Consider the following 22,431-nt stretch of genomic DNA (forward strand, 5'->3'; position numbering starts at 1 on the left):
GCCGCAGGTTCAAATCCTGCCCCCGCAACCAAAATCAACAAAATACCATTCAAACCCCGTAGAAAATCTACGGGGTTTTTTGACGTCTATAGCCAAAAATACAAATCAAGCCAGATCCCTACCCGGAAAAGCAATTCCGCGCGGATGGCCATTTCCAATCACGGATTTCGGGCATGTCTTCACCATGTTCGTGCACGTAGCGCTTGTGAAGCGCTAGTTTCTCCTCGAAATCGGCAATGAGAGGAGCGGCAACATCATTGCTGAGCGGCAACCGCCTGATTGCAGCGATTGCAAGATGAAAGCGGTCCAATCCATTCAACACGGTCATGTCAAAAGGCGTTGTTGTTGTTCCTCGTTCGATGAAACCGTGTACGTGGAAGTTCGGGTGATTGGCACGTTTATAGACAAGCCGGTGAATGAGGTAAGGATAGCCATGATAAGCGAAAATCACTGGTCGGTTGGTTGTGAAAATCTGGTCGAATTGGGTGTCGGCAATACCGTGCGAGTGATGTTGCTGTGATTGGAGAACCATCAGGTCCACGACATTGACTACCCGGATACGCAAATGTGGCAAGGATTGGCGCAGAAGATCGACCGCAGCAAGCGTTTCCATCGTCGGAACATCACCCGCACAGGCCATGACGATGTCGGGTTCCAGACCGTCCTCGGTTCCCGCCCACCGCCATATGCCGAGACCGGCTTCGCAGTGCTGTATGGCTTCATCCATCGTTAGCCACTGGGGTGCTGGTTGCTTTCCGGCAACGATAACGTTGATGCGGTTCCAGGTTTTCAGACAGTGGTCGCCAACCCACAGCAACGTATTGGCATCAGGCGGGAAATAGACACGGATGATATCGGCGCTCTTATTGGCGACAAGGTCGACAAAGCCGGGGTCCTGGTGGGAAAAGCCGTTGTGGTCCTGACGCCAGACGTGAGAAGTCAGGAGATAGTTGAGGGATGAGACAGGCTTGCGCCATTCCAGCCCACGCGCAACCTGTAGCCATTTCGCATGTTGGTTGAACATGGAATCAACGATGTGGATGAACGCTTCATAGCAGGAAAAGAAGCCATGTCTCCCGGTCAGGAGGTATCCTTCCAACCAGCCCTGGCATAGGTTTTCACTCAGTACTTCCATAACTCGTCCATCGGCTGAAAGATGATCGTCTATGTCTAGGGTTCTGGCCATCCAGACCCGGTCACTGGCTTCAAAGATCGCGCTGAGACGGTTCGAGGCGGTCTCATCTGGACCGAACACGCGAAAATTTGCCTCCGCCTCATTCAGCTTGAGTATGTCGCGGAGGTATTCGCCAAGTATTTTGGTGGACTGTGCGTCGGTTCCCCCTGGCTCAGTCACATCGACCGCATATTGACGAAAGTCGGGCGTATGCAATTCCTTGCGCAGCAATCCCCCATTTGCATGCGGATTGGCGCCCATGCGCGCTACACCTTTCGGCGCAAGCGCGCGTAGTTCAGGCTTCAGTGCACCTTTCTCGTCAAACAGGTCCTCTGGATCATAGCTTCTCATCCAGTCTTCGAGGATTCTGCGATGTGCATCATTCTCTCGACAATTCGCGACTGGGACCTGATGCGAGCGCCAGTAATTCTCGACGACGAGACCATCGACTTCTCTTGGACCGGTCCAGCCCTTTGGGCTGCGAAGAATGATCATTGGCCAACGGGGGCGTGCCGGCGATTTGACGTCGGCATTTGTTTTTATCTTCTCAATCTGCGTGAAGATCGTATCAAGTGTAGCAGCCATTTTCTGATGCATGGATTCAGGCTCGCTGCCCTCTACGAAGAATGGTTCATAGCCGTAACCTTTGAACAGGCTGGCCAGATCGTCGTCGGAAAGACGCGCAAGGACAGTGGGATTCGCGATCTTATATCCGTTCAGATGCAAGATCGGCAGCACGGCGCCATCGCGCGCAGGATTGAGAAACTTGTTGGAATGCCAAGAAGTTGCCAGCGTTCCCGTTTCCGCTTCACCATCGCCGACCACGCAAGCGACCACCAGATCGGGATTGTCGAACGCCGCGCCATAGGCATGGACCAGCGCGTAGCCCAGCTCACCGCCTTCATGGATGGAGCCCGGCGTTTCCGGTGCGACATGACTTGGTATGCCGCCCGGAAAGGAAAACTGCCGAAACAGTTTGCGTATGCCCGCTTCGTCCTCGCTGATGGCCGGATAAATCTCGGAGTAGGAGCCTTCGAGATAGGTGTTTGCCACCATGCCCGGACCGCCGTGACCAGGTCCGCATATGTAGATCACGTTGGCGTTTCTTTCCTGGATAATGCGATTAAGGTGCGCATAAATGAAGTTGAGACCGGGCGTCGTGCCCCAATGGCCCAGCAATCTTGGCTTGATGTGCTCAGGTTCCAAAGGTTTGCGCAGCAAGGGATTGTCCATCAGGTAAATCTGCCCCACGGAGAGATAGTTTGCGGCTCTCCAGTAACCATTGATCAGTGCAAGTTGCTGCGGCGACAAGGGGCCTTTGGCGATTTCGATACTCATGCTCTGTGTCCTTCGCTGCTGGTTGAACAGTCATGATGGGCATAGTTGACTGCGGTGTTCTGAATGGCTTCCAGTGTCTCCAAGGCAATGATCTGCTCTTCATCCGTGGCCAGCACAAATGCTGCGGGCGAACGAGATCGTTTCGTGATCTGAAAGGCATTGCCATTATTGGCGAAGGCGTCGACTTCAAAGCCGAGCCATCCGAGACGTTTGCATATAGCTTCACGGATCGCGGGTTGGTGTTCGCCGATACCTGCTGTGAAGATGAGCGCGTCGAGGCCGCCGAGCGTCGCAGCAAGCCGGCAGATTTCGCCAGCAATGCGCAACGTAAAGATGTTGAGAGCTTCCTGAGCCCGGACGTTGTCACTTGTCAGAAGATCACGCGTATCGCCGCTCGACCCGGACAGCCCAAGAAGCCCCGAGCGATGATAAAGCAGATCGGAGAGCTCACCCGCTCGCATGTCTTCCTGTTGCAGCAGATGAAGAAGCACACCAGGATCGAGGGCTCCACAACGGGTGGCCATTGGAATGCCGTCGAGCGTTGAAAAGCTCATGCTGGTGTCGACGCTTTTACCGTCGTCCATGGCGCATAGACTAGCTCCGCTTCCCAGATGAGCCGCAATGACCTTTCCACGGGCAAGCTCCGGCTCCTGCCGGGAGAAACTGGCAACAATCGATTTGTAGGACAAACCGTGGAAGCCATACCGCTTTATTCCGCGTTCGTGGAGATTGCGGGGAATTGCAAAGCGCCGGACCGTATCCGATATGCTCTGATGAAAAGCAGTATCGAAGGAAGCTGTTTGGGCGAGATGCGGAAAGAGCTTTCCGACTGCTTTGATCAGCATCACACTTTTAGGCTGGTGAAGCGGAGCGAAAATGGACAAGCGATCGATGGCATCGATGTGTTTGTCGTCCAGCAATACTGGCCCGGCGAATTGATCGCCGCCAAAGACAATACGATGGCCGACAGCGAGAATGTCAGCGGGATTGATCTGGGTAGAGAGTTTCGCAAACAGTTCTTCCAGAATGGTCACGATATTGTCGGTGCCCTTGGATGCCAAGGCAATGTCCAGCTTCCCGTTCTCGCCGCGCAATCGAAATGTCAAAGGCGATCCGTTCAGATCGATTTCGCCCCGCGACAGTTTTCGGATGTGCTGCCCGTCACAAGTGAACATGCCGATCTTCACAGTCGAAGAACCGGCATTGAACGTAACAAGCTGCTTTTCCACGCGACAACTCCCTTGCTCGTGGCCGATGCGGTACAAGATAGGGGAATGTTTGGGGTTGACGATATGTCTTGACGAGATCGTCAGACATATCTTTACACTGGATCTTGGGCCGGGAATTTCCGACGATAACGCGTCAAGGTTGGAAGAAACTTCTAATCTGCATCTTTATAGGGAACAAAATGGCTTTGGATTCATTTATTTCGAGCGTTTGTCTGGGAATCACCGGATGATTTGCTGTGTCCAAGTTTCCGGTTGTCGCAAACCGGCAGTTTTGGGGGCATATCGATTTTCAACGATTGGAGTTTATTATGGGGATTTTCGACAAGATTAAGAGCGCCATTTGGGGAGAGGCACAAGCGGCAACTCCTGCGACGGAAACGGCTGCACAGTCTGCGCCGGCACCGACCGCTTCATCTGCGGCGGCTGCTCCGGCGCCATCAGCATCTACTTCCGCTTCCTCGGACGCTGTCGACGTGGGTGCCATTCTGGACGCGGCCGTCGCCAAAAGCGGCCAGAAGCTCAATTGGAAGACTTCAATTGTCGATCTGATGAAAGCTCTTGGCCTCGACAGCAGCCTGGAACACCGCAAGGAACTTGCCAAGGAGCTAGGCTATACCGGCGATACGGGTGATTCAGCGACCATGAATATCTGGCTGCACAAGCAGGTAATTCAGAAGCTCAAGGATAGTGGCGGTAAAGTACCCGCCGGATTGTAATCAGGAGGGTTCCCGATGGGAAGCGCAGGAATAGGCTGGATTGCGGCAATTATCATCGGCGGTCTGGCCGGTTGGATTGCCTCCAATTTCATGAACAGCAATACCGGGATTTTTATGAATGTCATTCTCGGTATCATCGGCGCAGCCGTAGCGAGTTTTATCTTCGGATTTCTCGGTGTTTCGTTCGGCGGCTGGCTGGGCTATCTGATCGCGGGTTTTATCGGTGCTTGCATATTGATATGGTTAGGCCGATTGATAAGTTAGAAAAAGGCGCCGCGAGGCGCCTTTTTCTTCGCCGGGTTTAATTCCGTCCCGACGCTCTGCGCTGCCATGTGGCGCTTCCGATGTGGCTTCAAAAGCTAGAGGCGGCATGACGCCGCCCGGAAAGAAAATTTTCCCTTCCGAGATTGGCAGTGTTCCATTTCCACGAACCGCGCGGAAAACAGCATCCATCGAACCTGCGACCACAATCCAGATATGAGGCGGAATCGGTTGACGGGAATGCATTAATTGTTCAGTTTTTATTGACGTGGTATATAATGCAAAACCGAACAAAGCGATCCCGTACGGAGACCATATGGCGACTGAAGGACTTGGACAAACACTGGGGCCTGCTGTGGTTCTGCTCGCGGCTGGTGTTGTGGCGGTGCCGCTGTTTCGGAAACTGGGTCTCGGTTCGGTTCTGGGATATTTCGCTGCGGGTGCTCTGGTCGGGCCGTCCATTCTCGGGCTTTTCACCGATCCCGCAACGATCCTGCATTTTTCCGAACTTGGCGTGGTCATGTTCCTGTTCGTCATCGGACTTGAGATGCGCCCCGGTAAGCTATGGGCAATGCGCCAGCAGATATTCGGTTTGGGTCTTGCGCAGGTTCTGGGTTGCATTGCCCTTCTCACTGGCGCGGGCATTCTTCTGGGCCTGCCGCCGATAACAGCTCTGATTGCTGGCTCCGGTTTCGTGCTGTCCTCCACGGCCGTCATCATGTCAATTTTGCAGGAGCGGGGGGACATCGCTACGTCGGACGGCCAGAAGGCTGTCTCCATTCTTCTGCTCGAAGATCTGATGATTGTGCCGCTGCTGGCACTTGTCGCTTTCCTTTCGCCCTCTCAGCACGAATCGGGCGGAATCCAGGGTGTTGTGATAGCCTTGGGCGCAATTTGTCTGCTCATTGTTGTCGGACGTTGGCTGCTCGATCCCTTCTTCTCCCTGCTTGCCCGTGCAAGAGCACGTGAAGTCCTGACGGCTGGCGCGCTGATCGTGGTGCTTGGCGCGGCCCTGCTTATGGAAGCGAGTGGTCTTTCCATGGCGATGGGCGCCTTTCTGGCCGGTGTTATGCTGTCCGGTTCCAGTTACCGGCATCAGATCGAAAGCGATATTGAGCCGTTCAAGGGGCTCTTGATGGGGCTGTTCTTTCTGGCTGTTGGCATGTCGCTTGATCTTGGCGTGGTCGCATCGGACTGGCACTCGGTTCTCATTCTCCTTGTCGCCTACGTGGTTGCAAAGGCAATTGGTATTTATATCGTTGCCCGTATTTTTGGTTCCAGTCACCGTTCGGCGCTCGAACGGACGCTGCTTTTTGCTCAGGGCGGCGAGTTTGCCTTTGTGCTCTATACATCAGCGTTCGGGAACGGACTGATTTCGGCGCGTGACAATGCTTTGTTTTCAACCGTCATCATTCTGTCGATGGCTGTTACGCCATTCGTCCTTATTCTGGGTTCCCGGCTTCTGCGGGACGAAGCGCCATCCCTCGAAGGCATTGAATCGGCGCATAATCTCAAAGGCCGGGTGCTGATGATCGGCTTCGGACGTTTCGGGCAAATCGCATCGCAATTGCTGCTCGCGCAAAGATCGGATGTTTCTATTATCGAAGCCGACCCCAACCGTATCCGTGAAGCCGGGCGGTTCGGTTTCAAGATATTCTATGGCGATGGATCGCGGCTCGACATCTTGCATCATTCGGGTGCCGATGAGGCGGAAGTCATCATGGTTTGCGTGGACGACCGGAAGACAGCCAATCGCATCGTCGAGCTGGTCAAATCCCATTTTCCGGCAGCAAAGCTTATGGTGCGTTCGTATGATCGCACGCATTCCATCGAATTGTTGAAGGCGGGGGTGGATTTCGAGCTACGCGAAACATTCGAATCCGCGCTGCTTTTCGGAAAGGAAGCGCTTTGCGAGCTTGGGCTGGACGAGGTGGTTGCAGAGGATACGCTACGCGATATTCGCATGCGTGATGCCGAGCGGCTCACGGCACAGGTGCAGGGTGACATCTATTCCGGTGCCGATCAGCTACTGACCGGTGTTCCAGTTCCTGAACCTCTAACACCTCCCGGCAAGATTGCGAAAATCGCCCAGGACGAAAGTTCGGGCTGAATAATACTGGATCAAAGAATGCCCGGTTGCCTGTTTTCCAGTCGCCGGGCTGCAAAGGCTTTCGCGTCTCTTTTGGCATGTCTTTATCCCAAAACCGGTCGCCCTTTTTGGGAGACATGCTCTAGCCGAACTCGCGACTTCTAGCCGTTTTCCGGGTGCTGGAGGTCTCACTTGCACGCAGGATGAGGTTTGCCCCAACCAGAATTTTAACAGGCGGCTGAGGTTCCGCAGTGTTGATCAAGTCGTCGAGCACGGTGACTGCCAGATTTCCGATCTTCCGTTTGGATACGTCAACGGTTGTGAGACCCGGTTCCATGGTCGCGCTTTGAGGCAGATTATCGAAGCCAATCACTGAGACGTCGTCAGGAATACGAAGACCTTTGCCCTTCAATGCCCGAATGAAGCCATAGGCGATAATGTCGTTCGTGCAGAAATAACACTCAGCCAGATCAAGCCCTGAATGCAGCATTGCGCATGTATCGCGATGGGCGCCTTCATAGGTCGATTCAACCGAGAGAACGTCACGCTCCTGAACTTTCAGGTCCAGACGCCGCATATTCTTGAAAAATGCATCGCGGCGAAGACGGAAATTTGTGGTCTCCGTATGGCTGGCTACGAAGCCGATCCGCGAGAAGCCAAGCTGCTTGAAACGCGACAGAACCTTGTAGACGGCGTCCTCATTGTTCATATCGACGAAATTCGCTTCGATGACCTCATAAAACGTATCGATAAAGACGGTAGGCAAGCCAAGGCCTTGTATCATGTGTATATCAGCCGCCGAAAGCTCTGTGCCAAGAGCAATCACGCCGCGCACCGGCGACCCGGCAAGCGATTCTGCTACTGCACTGATTGGTTGACCGTCGAAGCTCACCACTTCCAGCGTATAGTTACGGCGCGTCGCTTCCGAGGACATGCCGTCAATATAGTCCGAGACAAAAACGCTGTGATCGCGATTGACCGTTTCTCCATGCTTGGCAATCTTCAGAAAGCGGATCGTCTCGCCGGTGCTTGGCGCGGTCTTTGATGCACGCGGAATATAATTCAGCCTGGAAACGGCCTCGAGGACGCGTGCGCGCGTTTCACCCGAAATTTCACCCTTGCCGTTGAGCACAAGAGAAACCGTTGCCGGAGAAACGCCGGCAGTCTCTGCGATGTCTCTGATCGTAAAAGACTTTTTCTTTTTCATATGCTCCGCACGATTACAGGAATTCGGTTGAGGACGCAGGCTCCGTGAACGAGAACATCTGCCAGTTGTATGGCATTTGCCCCCAGAAACTTCAAATCCGCAAGTCGCACCAGATTCAATATGTTGCCGGTTTAATTCTCAAATCAAGAACGAACCGGCCTCATTTTACCAACGTCATAAGGTTCATTTTATATGCCGATTTCTATCATATGTTTAGTAAACAATATGGTCGAGTATTAAACCGATTAAGATAAAATCGATCCACAGGCAACGGAATTTTGCCGACAATGCGCTTGACAGCCACACGGCTTCTCGTCAAATATTTAGTGAATAAGAATTTTGTTTACTAAACATGGCAGGAGGAGACCATGCAGAAAACAAGCAATCAGCTTGCTATGCTTGTTGTCATCAATCTCGGATTGTTCGTGCTTGGCGCGTATATTTCGGGTGGGTCATTTCTCTCCCTGTTTAATTTGCAGTCCATGGCAGGTCAGGTGCCTGAAATCGGACTTCTGGCAATTGGCGTGATGCTGGCAATGTGCGCTGGCAATGGCGGGATCGATCTTTCAGGTATCGCACTGGCCAATCTGGCCGGTGTGCTTTCCGCGGTTGTCGTCTCCATGTTCATTTCCAGCGCCGAGAATGAGCTCGGCTTCAGCCTCGCCTTCATCGGTCTGGCTTTGGTGATCGGCATTGCGGGCGGCATCATAAATGGCGTGCTGATTGCGCGTTTCAATATTACTCCGATCCTCTGCACGCTCGGCACGCAGATGGCGTTTACAGGACTTGCGGTTGTTGTTTCCGGCGGACGCGCGGTCATGGTCGGTAGCCCCGATCTTCTTTCGCGCATCGGCAACGACATGCTCTGGGCTGTTCCGATCAGCTTTCTCATCTTCATTGCCATAGCGGCGCTTATCGCTGCGGTCGTGCGCTTCACGCCCTATGGCTATTGGCTGATGCTGATGGGAACCAATCCGAAAGCCGCCGTTTTCGCCGGTTTCCCGCGCAACGGTGTTCTGATTGCCACATATGCGACCAGCGGTCTTTTGGCAGGGCTTGCAGGCGTCATCATTGCAGCACGCAACGTCAACGTGAAGTTCGACTATGGCAGCTCATATCTTCTGGTCGCCATTCTCATCGCCGTCATGGCCGGTGTTAAGCCGGAAGGTGGCTACGGCCGCGTGATCTGCGTGGTTCTGAGCGCTATCGCGTTGCAGCTTATGTCCAGCCTGCTCAACTTCGGCGGCCTATCCAACTTCGTCCGCGATTTTGCGTGGGGTCTGCTGCTGCTCGCCTTCCTCGCAGTCGGAAAATACGACATTGCGGGCTTCTTTACCCTTGGTAATCGCCAAAAGGGAAACATCGGTGCTCAACCCTCAGGCACCCGAACATAGACATTGGGGGAATGTTAGCGTGGAGGAAATCATGAAATCAGTAACGAAGAGACTGCTCGCTGGAACTGTTATTGGCGCAGCAATCGTCGCTGGCAGCGCAAGCGCGCTCGTCGCTCAGGAAAAGCCGGTTATCGCAACTGTCGTCAAGATCAGCGGTATTCCTTGGTTCGACCGCATGAACACTGGCGTTGAAGCCTATCAGAAGGCAAATCCTGACGTGGTTGCAACCCAGAGCGGACCGGCAACGGCAGATGCCGCGCAGCAGCTCCAGATTGTTCAGGATCTCGTAGCCAAGGGAGTCAACGCTCTCGCCGTCGTTCCGATGGACCCGGCAGTTCTCGAAGGCACCTTCAAGCGGGCCATGGAACGCGGTATCGTTGTTGTGACCCATGAGGCTGACAATCAGGTCAATACCATGGCTGACGTCGAAGCCTTCGATAATGCCGATTACGGCACGGCTCTCAATGAACGCCTGGCCGAATGCATGGGCAAGAGCGGCAAGTGGACGACTTTCGTTGGCTCGCTCGGCAGCCGCACGCATATGCAGTGGGTTGGCTCGGCTGAAGAAAATGCCAAAAAATACGCTGACATGCAGCTCGTCGATCCAAACAATGAATCCTTCGACGATGCTAATGGCACCTATGAAAAAGCCAAGGAAATCCTGCGCAAGCATCCTGATCTGAAGGGCTTTCAGACCTCTGCCGGTAACGACGTTCTCGGCGTTGGTCGTGCAATCGATGAAGCCGGCTTGAGCGGCAAGGTCTGCCTCGTCGGCACAGGTTTGCCAAATCCATCGGCGGATCTGCTTGAATCGGGTGCGATCACCGCAATCGGCTTCTGGGATCCGCAGAAAGCTGGCATGGCGATGAATGCGGTTGCCAAGCTTCTTCTCGAAAAAAAGGAAGTTAAGGACGGCACCGATCTTGGCGTTGAAGGCTACAACAGCGTTCGCGTGAAGAAGGGTGCAGGTGAAGGCCTCCTCGTTATCGGTAACGGCATGGTTATCGCAGACAAGGCTACCTACAAGGAACACCTGTTCTAAGAGCACCACAGCAGGCTGACTGGCCATCGCGTGCGTACGTCGTTCAGTCGCATGCGATGGTGTCAACAGCCCGGATGCTTTGCTGGATCCGGGCGCCTGAACCGAACCAACCATCAAAAACCAAGACATTGGCGGGCGGCATTTACAGCCAACCGGTCCTACAGCCAGCCCGGTCGCTTTTGCGAGCGGTGCGGCGACAAAGGAATTCAACGTGTCAACTACCACGACGAATGGGACGAGTAACGACCGGTCTCCGGATCGCTATCTCGAACTGCGGAACATCCACAAGCGGTTTGGCGGCGTTCATGCGTTGCGCGGCATCGACCTGACAATTGATCTTGGCCAGGCTTATCACCTGCTGGGCGAGAATGGCTGCGGCAAGAGCACCGTCATCAAGATCATGTCCGGCGCCCATGCGCCCAGCGAAGGCGAGATCATTCTGGATGGCAAAACCTATGCCGCGCTCAACCCGATCCAATCGCTCGCAGCCGGCATTGAGACAGTCTATCAGGATTTGTCGCTTATTCCCAATCTGACTGTTGCCGAAAACGTAGCGCTGAATGAGCAGCTTGTTGAAGGCAATGGCCGACTTTTCCGCAGCGTCAAGCGTTCGCAACTTCGTGAGACCGCAGAGCGCGCATTGAGTACGGTTGGCCTGCCGACCGACAAGGCATTTCTGAACACGATCGTTTCCGAGCTGCCGCTTGCCATGCGCCAGCTGGTTGCCATTTCCCGCGCCATTGCAACGCGCGCCAAGCTTGTCATCATGGATGAGCCGACCACATCACTGACCCGTCGCGAAGTGGACAATCTGATTGAGGTCGTCGAACGGCTGCGCGCAGAACGCGTCGCTGTACTTTTCGTGACCCATAAGCTCGACGAATGCTATCGCATAGGCGGCAATGCGGTTGTCTTCCGCGACGGCCAGTGCGTGGCGCAGGGGCCGATCGAAAACTACACCAAAAAGCAGCTTTCCGAACTGATGATCGGCCGGGAAATCGACGCCGAGCGCTATCGCACGGGACAACCAAGTGAAGCAGAACTGCTGAAACTCGATAAGCTCACAGCATACGGCTTCAAGGATATCGATTTTACGCTGCGTAAAGGTGAAATCCTTGGCATCACCGGCCTTGCCGATTCCGGCCGCAACGAGCTTGCCATGGCAATAACCGGCGTGGAGCCCGCCAATTCAGGCTCAATCCGCCTGGAAGGTGCGCTAACCGAAGTCAACAGCCCGGCGGAAGCTATTCTGCGCGGCATCGGCTACGTGCCGGAAGACCGGCTTGCAGAAGGCCTTTTCCTCGACAAGTCGATCTTTGAAAACGAGATCGCCCTGATCTTCAGAAAGCTCTGCAACCGTCTTGGCATTGTCGACCAGAAGCAGGGCCGCAACATCGCCGCTTCGCTGATGCAAGAGATGCGGCTGAACACGACCAATCTTGATCTGCCGGTTGGCGCACTTTCGGGCGGCAATCAGCAGCGTGTTCTGATCGGTCGCTGGCTCAGCATCGGGCCGAAGCTTCTGGTGCTGCATGGTCCGACCGTCGGCGTGGATGTGGGATCAAAAGACACGATTTACCGTGCAATTCAGGCACTGGCCGAAGCTGGCATGGGCCTCATCATCGTCAGCGATGACCTACCGGAGCTTCTACAGAATGCAGACCGCATTCTTGTCATGAACGCAGGCCGCATCGTTGCCGAATTTGATGCAGCACAGGCCACAGAAGATCAGCTCTATCAAGCCATGATGTCGTCGCAGAAGGAATATGCCCAATGAGTGCGTCGCAGTATCAGCAGGACGTGGGCCAAAATAATTGGGGGCCCACCCGATCCTTCAAGCTGGGTGACTTCATTCGCAGACGCCCGGAATCGATCACTTTCTTCCTGCTCGTGGCAATCTGCACGATTGTCTCGATCATCAACCCGGCATTCCTGCAAGCCTCGACACTGATCGATATTGGCCGTGCCAGTGTCGTGATGGGCCTGTTTGCGCTTGGCGTCTTCATCATTCTCGCCGCTGGTGGCATTGATGTTTCCTTTACGGCAATTGCCGCCACGACAGTCTATTCGCTGACGCTTCTGGTGCAGGCCTATATGCCGGAACTGCCAATCATCTTCATCATTTTGATGGCAATTGCAGGTGGTATTTTCCTCGGCGTTCTCAACGGTCTTCTGGTGCATTACCTCAATGTTCCATCACTGATCGTCACTATCGGCACGCAATATCTCTTCCGTGGCTTTCTGCTGGCCTTTGTCGGCACGGTCTGGATCATGTCACTGCCGCCGACAATGGCCGCATTTGGTCGCCTGCCGCTGTTCCAGCTTGAATCGGCAACGGGTGCCACCATCACCATGCCATTCTATTTTCTGGTGCTGCCTGCCGCTGCAATCCTGACATGGTGGATATTGAACCGCACTTTGATGGGCCGCGCGATTTTTGCGATGGGCGGCAACAGCCAGATCGCCAGCCGTCTCGGCTATAATCTGCGCGCGATCCATATTTTCCTGTTTGGCTATGCAGGTGGTCTGGCAGGGCTTGCAGGCATCATCCATGTCTGCGCCAATCGCCAGTCGAGCCCCTTCGATTTCGTGGGCACCGAAATCAGCGTCATCGCGGCTGTGGTTCTCGGTGGTGCGCGCATAACCGGCGGCACCGGAACCGTCATCGGCACCCTTCTCGGTGTGCTGCTCATCACCGTCATCAACAGTGTTCTGGTGCTCGTGGGCATTCCCAGCACGTGGCAGCGTCTTGTCGTGGGCTGCTTCATCTTGTTGGCTGCCGCCTTCTTCGTCACCCGTCAGCGCAAGAAATAACCCGATATTCTCAAGAGGAAACCATGAAGAAATTCCTGAACGATCCCGTCAATTTCGTGGATGAGATGCTTGAAGGCATCTATCGGGCGCATCCCGCGCTTACCTTTGTTGACAATGACAAGCGTTGCATGGTCACAGCCAATCCCAAAACCGGCAAGGTCGGCATTGCAACAGGCGGCGGCTCCGGCCATCTGCCATTATTCCTCGGCTATATCGGCGAAGGCATGATTGATGGCGCGGCTGTCGGCGGTGTTTTCCAGTCGCCTAGTTCTGAGCAGATGTATCAGGTAACTAAAGCCATCGATCAAGGTGCTGGCGTTCTCTACATCTACGGCAATTACAGCGGTGACATCATCAATTTCGATATGGCTGCAGAACTTGCCGATCTTGATGGCATAACCGTCAAGCAGGTTGTCGGCAATGATGACGTGGCTTCCTCGGTCGTGGGTGAAGAACACAAGCGTCGCGGCGTGGCCGGCATCTTCTTTGTTTACAAGGCAGCCGGTGCAGCAGCCGCCAACGGTCTATCACTTGATGAAGTGACACGTCTTGCTGACAAGGCACGCCTGCGCACCCGCACAATGGGCGTTGCACTTTCAAGCTGCGTTGTGCCGGAAATCGGTCACGCCACCTTCTCGATTGGCGAAGATGAAATGGAAATCGGCATGGGTATCCATGGCGAACCCGGCATCAGCCGAAAGAAGCTGGCCAGTGCTGACGCCGTTATCGACGAGCTGATGGAGCGCATTTTCGCCGAACAGGCTTATGCCGCGGGCGATGAAGTGGCGGTGCTGGTCAATGGTCTTGGCGGCACGCCGCTGGAAGAGCTTTATATCATGTTCCGTCGCGTTTCGCAGCTCTTTGATGAGCGTGGCGTCAAGGTCAAGCACGTCTGGATCGGTGAGTTCGCCACTTCCATGGAAATGGCTGGCGCATCGGTTTCCGTATTGCACCTCGATGAAGAACTGGAACCATTGATCGCAGCTTCCGCAAACACGCCATTCTTCAAGCATTTTGCAGGCTGAGGTCCGATCATGAACGTCATTAAAGCATCAGACCTGATCGATCTTTTCGACAATTGGAAGCAGCTTTTTGCAGAGCAGCGCGAGTTTCTTATCGCGCTGGACGGCAAGGTTGGTGACAGCGATCTTGGCATCACCATGAGCAAGGCATTCGCGAGCGCGGCTGAAGCTGTCCATGCGGAAGGCGAAGCCGCAGGCATCGCCAAGCTTTTGCGCACGGCTGGCGCCACCATGGCGCGCGTTGCTCCATCGACCATGGGTACGCTGACCGCAACCGGCTTCTTGCGCGCAAGCAAGGCATGCGACGGCCTCGATGCGCTGGGCACAACGGAGATCTCCGCTTTCTGGCGCGCCTATCGCGATGGCATTGCCGAGCGCGGTAAAGCCAAGGTGGGCGACAAGACGCTGCTCGACGTGCTGGACCCGATTGCTGTCACGCTTGAGGCACAAGCTGCGGCGGGTGCTTCACTGACAGATGCGCTTGCCGCCGCAGCCAAAGCCGCAGAAGATGCGCTGGAAGCGACCAAGACCATGGTTGCCCAGCACGGTAAGGCCGCAGCCTTTCAGGAAAAGACCATCGGTCTTCAGGATGCAGGTGCGACGGTTGGCATGCTGTTGATCACCAGCATGTCGGCTTTCGTTTCCGCGGGCTGACATAACCAGACGAATATTCACACGACAGATAGACAAAAGCCCCGAGCTGGCAGCTTGGGGCTTTTGCAATTATGGGCTTAGGCTGGTCAAAATATGCTTTAGTGCGACTTGGCCGCTGGATCAGGGCGTTCCGACAGGGATCTGGTTCAATAATGCAAACAGGATGGCTGAGAGGATTGCCGCAGCGGGGACAGTTACCACCCAGGCAGCGGCAATCGTCAGTGCGTGCGATCGGCGAACCAGCTTACGACGACGACGCTCTTCAACTGGAATAGCTTCCAATGGCAAGGCCTGACGGGCCTTTTTCAATCGACGTTCTGTGTCCCATTCCCGAAAGAACCCAACGCCAAAGATCGCGCCGATGGCAATATGGGTCGAACTTACAGGTAGCCCTAGTCGACTGGCCAGAATGACGGTGATTGCGGCCGAAAGTGACACACAATAAGCCCGCATCGGGTTCAGCTTGGTGATCTGGTTCCCAACCATTCGAATGAGCTTGGGGCCAAACAGACATAAGCCGAATGAAATGCCAAAAGCTCCGATCAGCATAACCCAGAGCGGGATCACGATGCCGTCGCCTAACGCGCCGGTCCGCGATGTCTGGACGATTGCCGCAAGCGGCCCGACAGCATTTGCCACATCATTTGCACCATGAGCAAAGCTGAGCAGTGCCGCCGAAACAACGAGAGGAATGCTGAACAGGACCTTGAGCGACTTGTTGCGATTTTCCAGGCCGTATGACTGGCGGCGAATGACCGGGATCAAAATTAGCCAGCTTCCAACACCGACAGCCAATCCACAAATCAGGGCGACCCCAACCGATACGTCGATTAATTGTTTTAGCCCCTTCATGATCAGATATGTCGCAAAGGTTCCCGCCATGAGACCAACAAGGATCGGCACCCATATGCGAGCAGCCGCAATCTTATCTGCGCGATAGACGATACGGGCTTTGATCAACCACAGGAAGCCAGCCGCGATGATCGCACCCATCACAGGGGAAATAACCCAGCTTGCCGCGATGGCCGCCATTTGAGACCAATTCACCGCCCCGAAGCCAGCCGCAACGATGCCCGCACCCATGACACCTCCGACCACCGCATGCGTGGTCGAAACGGGAGCGCCGATCCATGTCGCAAGATTGACCCAAAGCGCAGAAGCGAGCAGCGCTGCCATCATGGCCCAGATGAACATGATCGGCGTTGCCAGCGTATTCGGGGCAATGATGCCAGTCGCGACTGTGGAGACCACGTCAGCTCCGGCAATGAGGGCGCCAGCACTTTCAAACACCGCGGCAATAGCAATTGCGCCGCCCATGCTGAGAGCGTTGGCTCCGACAGCCGGTCCCATATTATTGGCGACGTCGTTGGCACCAATGTTCAAAGCCATGTAGGCGCCAAAAACGGCTGCGGCCACAACGATGAGCGTCTGACTGGTCTGGCCCAGCAGAACGGCAGTGCCAAGCCCGGCAAGTATGATGAAAACAAGAGCGATGCCCGGTGCCACAAGCGGACGCGAGACATAACTCGCTGCTGTTTCCAACTTTACGAAGCGACCCAAGTCCCGATCCAGAGTCTCCAGATGACGAGCTTCGAGATCTTCGTTTGCCATAATCTACTCTTGATTTTTTAACGCAGCGTACTGGTCAATACGGTCGCTTGGGAATGACCCATTTCAGAACTTTGGCCGGTGTTTAAATGCGGTCATTTGGAAAAGTCAATGATTCGAGTCTGCGCAGATCGGTAAAAGCCGACACGAAGGTCGCTATTTTACAGTTATAATCATTATGGTGCAGGCGAAATAGAGTAATAATATCAATATATTATTTGGGTGTTATTCGGATAATTCATGCGTGGCCCCTTTGTGGCAGCCAAACGATCAAGACCGTCGATTTCCGGCAACATAATTAGCGGATTGACGATCAAGCTGTGTTTCCCGCCTCCTGTTTGATGACCTTTGAAATCCCTTCTGACTGGATCGCGTTGAGCATGTCACGCAGCGCGGAACCGAACGGCCCCCCTGTAAGGGCTGCTGGGAGCACGTCGGGGCACACAGACGCGACCTGGCGAATTATTGCCTCCGAGGTATCGGTATCTGTCAGTTTGGCTTCGAGTGTGGCTGCTTTGGGATCATTCAATGGAACCGGGCGGCCGTCGTCTCCTCTTCGCACCAGATAGGCCAGCCACGCAGCGAGAGCAAATACGAAAGGCCTGTACGCTTCGCCCGATGCCAGAGCTTCCAGTGCCGGGGTCGTGATGCGCTGAGGGAGCTTCTGTGTTCCATCCATTGCAATCTGTGCCGTGGAATGAGCGATGGCTGGGTTGGCAAATCTCTCAGCGAGAGCCCCAGCATAGGCGTCGAGGTCGATCGAAGATCCCTTTACAGTCGTTGCAGCCGCAGCAAGGTGCCGACGGACTAGGGCAGCGTGCTCAGGGTCTGTCATGACGTCGCGGACAAAACTTTTTCCTGAAAGTTGGGCGCTATAGGCGATCATCGAGTGTGTCCCGTTAAGCATCCGCAGTTTCATATTTTCATATGGGGCGACATCGTCGACGAAAAAGACTCCGGCACCTTCCCATTCTGGTCGTCCCGCACAGAACTTGTCCTCAATTACCCACTGGCTGAAAGGTTCGGTTTCAACTGCGGCGTGATCTTCTCGCCCCGTCAATTCGGCGGCGAGTTTGGCGGTCTGCGCATTGGAAGCCGGCGTGATGCGGTCCACCATGGTTGAGGGGAAAGTTACGTTGTCCGCAATCCAGCGAGAGAGCTTCTCGCCACGAGTGTCGCGGGCAAAGGCCAATACTGCGTTACGCAATTTCTGTCCGTTATGGGAGAGATTATCGCAACTCATTACAGTGAAGGGTGGTAACCCCGAAGTCATACGGCGAGAAAGTGCTGCAACGATAAGACCGATCGCGCTTGTCGGGGCTTCTGGATCAGCGAGGTCAACAGCGATAGCGGGATGCTCGCGATCCAGCCTGCCGTCGCTGGTGATGCCATATCCTTTTTCCGTTACGGTCAAACTGACGATGCGACATCCGGGGGATGTCATTGCATTCATGGCATCTTGTCCGACTGTTGGACCGGAGAGTACCCGATCCAGCGCACCAATCACATGCGCTTGCGTTACCGGGCCGCGGGTAATCAGGGTGTAGCGTCCGTTTTGCGGGTTTAAACTGTCCGCAACAGCGGTCCCGCGCAGCGACACCCCTATCACGCGCCAGTCACCCCCCTTCTGTGCCAGGACGCTATCAGTATAGGACAGGAGGTGGGCACGAGCAAAATTGCCGAGCCCGATATGAACTATGCCGACTCCATGGTTTTCTGGAATATAATCGGGCCAGGTGGCGGCCGCGGCCTCATTCACTACTGGTGACAGGCGCATCACGGGTCGATCCTGACATTTGCATGGGAGAGGGCGGTCATGATTCCACGCAATTCAGCCAAGCCTTTCAGGCGCCCAATGGATGGATAACCCGGTTGAGCGCGACGCTTCAGATCATCGAGAATGTCCTGACCATGATCGGGACGCATCGGGATGCGCCAGTCAGCACGCCCTTCGGCCTTGCGTCGATTTTCCTCTGCGATAATGGCGGCAATCATAGCCACCATGTCCGTATGGCCTTCAAGATGAGCAGCCTCATGGAACGATCCGCCAAGTTGGGGTTCTTCAAGTGCGACGTTGCGCAGATGCAGGAAATGCACACGTTCACCCAGCCGCTTCATCATTCCCGGCAGATCATTATCGGCGCGTGCGCCGAGTGATCCGGTGCAAAGTGTAATGCCGTTCGCTGGAATATTTACCGCATCCATAACCGCCTTGTAATCGGCTTCGGTGGACATGATCCGTGGTAATCCGAGCAGTGGGAACGGCGGATCGTCTGGATGGCAGCACAGACGGACGCCAAGTTCTTCTGCAAGTGGACTTACCTCTGCCAGAAAGTCTATTAAATGGCTGCGCAGGCGCTCTGGCGAAATATTATCGTAATGAGCGAGATGCGCTTTCACATCGTCCATCGACATGTGTTCTGCAGCGCCTGGCAAGCCGAAAACGACATTGCCAGAAAGTTCAAGCCTCCGTTCCTCTGTCATTTCTGCAAAACGCTTGCTTGCCGCTTCAATCAGCTCAGGCTGATAGCTATCCCGCGCGTCTTTGCGTTCGAGTAGAAACAAGTCGAAGACTGCGAAGTCGAGGGCGTCGTAGCGCATGCAAGTTGCTCCGTTGGCCAATCGGTAGGCCAGGTCGGTGCGTGTCCAGTCGAGGATAGGCATAAAGTTGTAGCAGATGATCTCGATGCCAGCGTCACGCAGGTTTCGCATCGATATCTTCCAATTTGAGATATGAGTTTTCCAGTCGCCTGTCTGGCGTTTTATATCTTCCGAAACCGGGAGGCTTTCGACGACTTCCCATTTCAGTCCAGAAGGGGCGCCATTCTTCATTCGGGCGATTTCGATCTGCCGTTTTTCGATTTCGGCGGGCGACCAGACTGTGCCGGTGGCGACATGATGCAGCGCGGTGACAACGCCTTCCACACCTGCCTGCAGCATATCGTCAACGGACACAACGTCCTTGGGGCCAAACCAGCGCCAGGTCTGTTTCATTTATTCGTCTTTCTGTTTTCGATGCCAAACTTAAGCGTCAGCGAAACTAATCTGCACCTTGACGGAGCGGGAACGGTCCGTGGCCGCCTGAAAAGCGGACAAGGCATCGGCCACGGGAAGTGTTTTGGTGATGATCGGTCGCGGATCGATGGCCATCGACCCAATAAGGCGCACGGCCTCGGCAAATTCCGTATCGAAACGCTGCGACCCGACGAACTGGATTTCTTTGCCCACCATGACGTTGAGAGGCAGGGCAGTCTGACCTGCGACACCAACCTGCACAAGCGTACCGAGCGGTCGCAGGCACGAAATTGCATTGCCGATAGCTGGTGCCGCAGCCGAGCATTCAAATACCAGATCGACTTTGCCCTTGCCTTCCTGCCAGCGAGCGAGGCCCGTGGGGTCAGTTGCAATATTGACCGTGTGGTTCGCGCCCATCCGCGCAGCGATGGCCAGCGTCGCGTCCTGAATGTCGGTCACTATGATTTCCGAAGCACCACGTTGACGTGCAACAGCCACGCAGAGGGCACCGATCGGGCCTGCACCTGTCACCATCACAACCTTGCCAGCAAGGTTACCTGCAATCGCTTCGCCGCGATTGGCCGCGTGAAGGCAAACTGCCAGGGGCTCAGCGCAGGCTGCAGCCCGGGGGTCGATCCCCTCCGGGACAGGCAAGCACTGATCTGCCGCAATTACAATCCTGTCGCGGAACATGCCTTGTTCGTGCGGAAGATACATTGCCGACCCCTTGAAACGCATCGCACCGCAATGGCGCGGCAGGTCCTGCTGGCAAAAACTGCAGGTGCCGCACGGCTCCGAAGGGTTCATGGCAACGAGCTGTCCCAACACCAGCCCCGTCACTCCCTCGCCGAGGGCCTTGATGCGTCCAGAGGCTTCGTGACCAAGAATGATAGGTTCCCGGACACGGATAGTTCCAATCCCGCCTTCCAGCCAGTAATGCAGATCCGATCCACAGATCCCGCCCGCTTCGACTGCAACCAGAACTTCCTCTGGTCCTGGTGTTCCGACAGGCCGGCTTTCAATTCTGAGATCGTCTTGCGCATGAAGGCAAATAACACGCGTGTGCGACAATTCAGTCATTTCTACCTCACGGCATCAGTGTAGTGGGCAGCCAGGTTGCCAGAGGCGGCAGATAGCTGACCAATAAAAGGATGATCAGATTGGTGATAATATAGGGAATGATTGCCCTGATCACCGGCGAGAGCGGCAGCCGTGCAATATTGGACGCGACAAACAGGCAGACGCCGACCGGTGGGGTTGTCAGGCCGATCATCAGGTTAAGGACCGCAAAACAGGCAAAATGAAGGGGATCGATGCCGACCGCCGTAGCCAGAGCTTGCAAGGGTACGAAAAGAATGATCAGAGCCGCAATTGTCTCCATGAACATGCCGACGAATAGAAGCAGAATGTTGATCAACAAGATAACAAGAAACTTGTTGTCGGTGATCGAGAGAACAGCGTCGGCCAATGTCTGCGGGATACGCTCGGCCACGAGAATCCAGCCGAACACATTGGCAATGCCCACCAGAACGAGAATGCCAGCGGAACTGATCGCACTATCCACGATGATCTTGGGGATCCGGCTGACCGGCAGTTCTCTGTAGATGAATAGCCCCACTACGGCCGCATAGAGGCAAGCGACCACAGCCGTTTCTGTGGGCGTCGTGACGCCAATCAGCAGGCCGCCCACGATCAGTGCGGTCATTGCAATAGCCCAGATCGCGCCCGTGAACGACGACAGCAATTCCCGGGCACCCTTCCATTTCTCGCGGGGAAAGTTTTTCTTCCTGGCGATGAAATAGGTCGTCACCATCATGGCCAACCCCATCAGAAGCCCGGGAATGGCACCAGCCAGAAACAGTTTGCCAACCGAAAGGCCAGAGAGTGAGCCTACGATAATCATCGGTACGCTCGGTGGAATCATCGGGCCGACCGTCGATGAGGCGGCCGTGACGGCTGCAGAGAAATCGGCTGGATAACCGACCTTCTTCATGCCGGGGATCATCATGCCGCCAACGGACGCTACATCGGCAACGGCTGTTCCCGAAATGCCACCGAATAGCATCGAAGCCGCGATATTGGCTTGGGCCAGCCCGCCGCGCATCCAACCCACAAGGGCATTTGCAAAGCGAATGATCCGCTCCGTAATGCCGCCGGAATTCATAAGGTTTCCCGCCAGAATAAATCCCGGAATGCAGAGCAGCACAAAGCTATCCATTCCAGCATACATTTTCTGAGGAATGACCACCAACGGGATGTCGGCAAACAGAAGATAGGTCATCGAAGAAAGGCCCAACGTCACGGCTACAGGCAAGCCGATGGCAAGGCCCAGCACAAACGTGCCAAGAAGTAGGGTCAGACCCATCAGTTTTCCTCCGAGCTGGGGATAGGGCGCCCGTCATGATGGCCCGATAGCATTTCAATGATGCGCATCACGGCCCAGAGACCCAACGCGGCCAGAAGAACAAGCTGCGTTGCGTGGACGAAATCCATACGCCAGCCAAGAGAAGGGGCGGTCTGGCGGCTCCCGATCATAGTGTAGTCCCACGCGGCGGGCAGAAGAATAACTGCAAAAACCACTGTCAATGCAGCACTGGCAAGCCGCAATAGCCAAGGCATACGCCCAGGAAGGCTTTCGCAAAGAAGATCGACATTGACCATGTCGCCACTACGCAGCGCGAGACCTGCACCGAGCGCACCGATATAGAGAAGGCAAAATCTGGTGAGCTCCTCAGTCCAGACCGGAGCACTACTCAAGAACGTGCGGGCATAAACCTGTAACAGCACTGTGCCCATCAAAATGAGAAATGCTGCCAGTATCAGAAGGCGATATATGCCTTCCAACCCTTTGAACAGTTTTGTCATGGT

Annotated in this window: 19 protein-coding genes; 9 read left to right on the plus strand and 10 right to left on the minus strand. The window is 55.0% G+C overall.

The window, feature by feature from the left end:
• Window positions 1–118 precede the first annotated feature (118 nt).
• Both FJQ48_RS02265 and FJQ48_RS02270 read right to left on the minus strand, forming a co-directional pair.
• Window positions 119–2,512 (minus strand): phosphoketolase family protein, encoded by a 2,394-nt coding sequence (locus FJQ48_RS02265; RefSeq protein ID WP_139973600.1) that lies wholly within the window; start codon window positions 2,510–2,512, stop codon window positions 119–121.
• Window positions 2,509–3,741, minus strand: coding sequence for an acetate/propionate family kinase (locus FJQ48_RS02270; RefSeq protein ID WP_139973601.1), 1,233 nt, complete (start codon window positions 3,739–3,741; stop codon window positions 2,509–2,511). Before FJQ48_RS02270 ends, FJQ48_RS02265 begins: the two co-directional genes overlap by 4 nt.
• A gap of 308 nt (window positions 3,742–4,049) precedes the next feature.
• Here FJQ48_RS02270 and FJQ48_RS02275 point away from each other — a divergent pair, with 308 nt between their 5' ends.
• Complete coding sequence (locus FJQ48_RS02275) at window positions 4,050–4,457, plus strand: DUF3597 domain-containing protein (RefSeq protein ID WP_139973602.1); 408 nt, start codon at window positions 4,050–4,052, stop codon at window positions 4,455–4,457.
• A 15-nt stretch (window positions 4,458–4,472) separates the two neighbouring features.
• On the plus strand, window positions 4,473–4,721 hold the full coding sequence (locus FJQ48_RS02280; RefSeq protein WP_139973603.1) for a GlsB/YeaQ/YmgE family stress response membrane protein: 249 nt from the start codon (window positions 4,473–4,475) through the stop codon (window positions 4,719–4,721).
• Here the strand turns inward: FJQ48_RS02280 and FJQ48_RS02285 are convergent.
• Window positions 4,701–5,012 (minus strand): hypothetical protein, encoded by a 312-nt coding sequence (locus FJQ48_RS02285; protein ID WP_139973604.1) that lies wholly within the window; start codon window positions 5,010–5,012, stop codon window positions 4,701–4,703. The two genes, FJQ48_RS02280 and FJQ48_RS02285, sit on opposite strands and share 21 nt — an antisense overlap.
• A 22-nt stretch (window positions 5,013–5,034) precedes the next feature.
• Here FJQ48_RS02285 and FJQ48_RS02290 point away from each other — a divergent pair, with 22 nt between their 5' ends.
• A complete protein-coding gene (locus FJQ48_RS02290; protein ID WP_139973605.1) occupies window positions 5,035–6,828 on the plus strand; it encodes a monovalent cation:proton antiporter-2 (CPA2) family protein in 1,794 nt (597 codons plus the stop codon).
• 121 nt (window positions 6,829–6,949) lie between these two features.
• Here FJQ48_RS02290 and FJQ48_RS02295 read toward each other — a convergent pair whose 3' ends face one another.
• Window positions 6,950–8,014 (minus strand): LacI family DNA-binding transcriptional regulator, encoded by a 1,065-nt coding sequence (locus tag FJQ48_RS02295; RefSeq protein ID WP_139973606.1) that lies wholly within the window; start codon window positions 8,012–8,014, stop codon window positions 6,950–6,952.
• Window positions 8,015–8,382: 368 nt separating this feature from the next.
• Here FJQ48_RS02295 and FJQ48_RS02300 point away from each other — a divergent pair, with 368 nt between their 5' ends.
• The 6 genes from FJQ48_RS02300 (at window position 8,383) to FJQ48_RS02325 (ending at window position 14,940) form a co-directional block, all read left to right on the plus strand.
• Window positions 8,383–9,408 (plus strand): ABC transporter permease, encoded by a 1,026-nt coding sequence (locus FJQ48_RS02300; RefSeq protein WP_139973607.1) that lies wholly within the window; start codon window positions 8,383–8,385, stop codon window positions 9,406–9,408.
• Window positions 9,409–9,439: 31 nt separating this feature from the next.
• Window positions 9,440–10,450 carry a substrate-binding domain-containing protein gene (locus tag FJQ48_RS02305; RefSeq protein WP_139973608.1) on the plus strand — a complete coding sequence of 337 codons (1,011 nt, stop codon included), beginning with the start codon at window positions 9,440–9,442 and terminating at the stop codon, window positions 10,448–10,450.
• A gap of 211 nt (window positions 10,451–10,661) precedes the next feature.
• Window positions 10,662–12,227: a sugar ABC transporter ATP-binding protein gene (locus FJQ48_RS02310; protein ID WP_139973609.1), complete on the plus strand. Its 1,566-nt coding sequence runs from the start codon at window positions 10,662–10,664 to the stop codon at window positions 12,225–12,227.
• Window positions 12,224–13,264 (plus strand): ABC transporter permease, encoded by a 1,041-nt coding sequence (locus tag FJQ48_RS02315; protein ID WP_139973610.1) that lies wholly within the window; start codon window positions 12,224–12,226, stop codon window positions 13,262–13,264. The genes FJQ48_RS02310 and FJQ48_RS02315 overlap by 4 nt, the downstream gene beginning before the upstream one ends.
• A gap of 23 nt (window positions 13,265–13,287) precedes the next feature.
• Window positions 13,288–14,289, plus strand: coding sequence for a dihydroxyacetone kinase subunit DhaK (locus tag FJQ48_RS02320; protein WP_139973611.1), 1,002 nt, complete (start codon window positions 13,288–13,290; stop codon window positions 14,287–14,289).
• Window positions 14,290–14,298: 9 nt separating this feature from the next.
• A complete protein-coding gene (locus FJQ48_RS02325) occupies window positions 14,299–14,940 on the plus strand; it encodes a dihydroxyacetone kinase subunit L (RefSeq protein WP_139973612.1) in 642 nt (213 codons plus the stop codon).
• A gap of 120 nt (window positions 14,941–15,060) precedes the next feature.
• Here FJQ48_RS02325 and FJQ48_RS02330 read toward each other — a convergent pair whose 3' ends face one another.
• The 6 genes from FJQ48_RS02330 to FJQ48_RS02355 all read right to left on the minus strand — a co-directional run bounded on the left by FJQ48_RS02330 (window position 15,061) and on the right by FJQ48_RS02355 (window position 22,428).
• The gene (locus FJQ48_RS02330) at window positions 15,061–16,551 is read right to left on the minus strand and encodes an inorganic phosphate transporter (protein WP_139973613.1); all 1,491 of its coding nucleotides are present in this window, start codon (window positions 16,549–16,551) and stop codon (window positions 15,061–15,063) included.
• Between the two features lie 310 nt (window positions 16,552–16,861).
• The gene (locus tag FJQ48_RS02335) at window positions 16,862–18,325 is read right to left on the minus strand and encodes a mannitol dehydrogenase family protein (protein WP_247870280.1); all 1,464 of its coding nucleotides are present in this window, start codon (window positions 18,323–18,325) and stop codon (window positions 16,862–16,864) included.
• Window positions 18,325–19,542, minus strand: a complete 1,218-nt coding sequence (gene uxuA / locus FJQ48_RS02340; RefSeq protein WP_139973615.1) for a mannonate dehydratase — start codon at window positions 19,540–19,542, stop codon at window positions 18,325–18,327. Before uxuA ends, FJQ48_RS02335 begins: the two co-directional genes overlap by 1 nt.
• A 30-nt stretch (window positions 19,543–19,572) precedes the next feature.
• A complete protein-coding gene (locus FJQ48_RS02345; RefSeq protein WP_139973616.1) occupies window positions 19,573–20,643 on the minus strand; it encodes an L-idonate 5-dehydrogenase in 1,071 nt (356 codons plus the stop codon).
• Window positions 20,644–20,650: 7 nt separating this feature from the next.
• Entirely contained in the window at window positions 20,651–21,928 is a 1,278-nt protein-coding gene (locus tag FJQ48_RS02350; protein WP_139973617.1) for a TRAP transporter large permease, read from the minus strand.
• Window positions 21,928–22,428: a TRAP transporter small permease gene (locus FJQ48_RS02355; protein ID WP_139973618.1), complete on the minus strand. Its 501-nt coding sequence runs from the start codon at window positions 22,426–22,428 to the stop codon at window positions 21,928–21,930. Before FJQ48_RS02355 ends, FJQ48_RS02350 begins: the two co-directional genes overlap by 1 nt.
• Between the last annotated feature and the right edge of the window lie 3 nt (window positions 22,429–22,431).

This window comes from Ochrobactrum sp. CGA5 (assembly GCF_006345815.1).
Lineage (GTDB): Bacteria > Pseudomonadota > Alphaproteobacteria > Rhizobiales > Rhizobiaceae > Brucella.

Excerpts from the sequence above, each read along its gene's own strand:
- FJQ48_RS02335 (WP_247870280.1), bottom strand. The coding sequence starts at position 18,325 with ATGCGCCTGTCACCAGTAGTGAATGAGGCCGCGGCCGCCACCTGGCCC.
- FJQ48_RS02320 (WP_139973611.1), top strand. The coding sequence starts at position 13,288 with ATGAAGAAATTCCTGAACGATCCCGTCAATTTCGTGGATGAGATGCTT.
- uxuA (WP_139973615.1), bottom strand. The coding sequence starts at position 19,542 with ATGAAACAGACCTGGCGCTGGTTTGGCCCCAAGGACGTTGTGTCCGTT.
- FJQ48_RS02350 (WP_139973617.1), bottom strand. The coding sequence starts at position 21,928 with ATGGGTCTGACCCTACTTCTTGGCACGTTTGTGCTGGGCCTTGCCATC.
- FJQ48_RS02315 (WP_139973610.1), top strand. The coding sequence starts at position 12,224 with ATGAGTGCGTCGCAGTATCAGCAGGACGTGGGCCAAAATAATTGGGGG.
- FJQ48_RS02280 (WP_139973603.1), top strand. The coding sequence starts at position 4,473 with ATGGGAAGCGCAGGAATAGGCTGGATTGCGGCAATTATCATCGGCGGT.
- FJQ48_RS02305 (WP_139973608.1), top strand. The coding sequence starts at position 9,440 with ATGAAATCAGTAACGAAGAGACTGCTCGCTGGAACTGTTATTGGCGCA.
- FJQ48_RS02295 (WP_139973606.1), bottom strand. The coding sequence starts at position 8,014 with ATGAAAAAGAAAAAGTCTTTTACGATCAGAGACATCGCAGAGACTGCC.
- FJQ48_RS02300 (WP_139973607.1), top strand. The coding sequence starts at position 8,383 with ATGCAGAAAACAAGCAATCAGCTTGCTATGCTTGTTGTCATCAATCTC.
- FJQ48_RS02290 (WP_139973605.1), top strand. The coding sequence starts at position 5,035 with ATGGCGACTGAAGGACTTGGACAAACACTGGGGCCTGCTGTGGTTCTG.
- FJQ48_RS02330 (WP_139973613.1), bottom strand. The coding sequence starts at position 16,551 with ATGGCAAACGAAGATCTCGAAGCTCGTCATCTGGAGACTCTGGATCGG.
- FJQ48_RS02265 (WP_139973600.1), bottom strand. The coding sequence starts at position 2,512 with ATGAGTATCGAAATCGCCAAAGGCCCCTTGTCGCCGCAGCAACTTGCA.
- FJQ48_RS02355 (WP_139973618.1), bottom strand. The coding sequence starts at position 22,428 with ATGACAAAACTGTTCAAAGGGTTGGAAGGCATATATCGCCTTCTGATA.
- FJQ48_RS02325 (WP_139973612.1), top strand. The coding sequence starts at position 14,299 with ATGAACGTCATTAAAGCATCAGACCTGATCGATCTTTTCGACAATTGG.
- FJQ48_RS02345 (WP_139973616.1), bottom strand. The coding sequence starts at position 20,643 with ATGACTGAATTGTCGCACACGCGTGTTATTTGCCTTCATGCGCAAGAC.
- FJQ48_RS02275 (WP_139973602.1), top strand. The coding sequence starts at position 4,050 with ATGGGGATTTTCGACAAGATTAAGAGCGCCATTTGGGGAGAGGCACAA.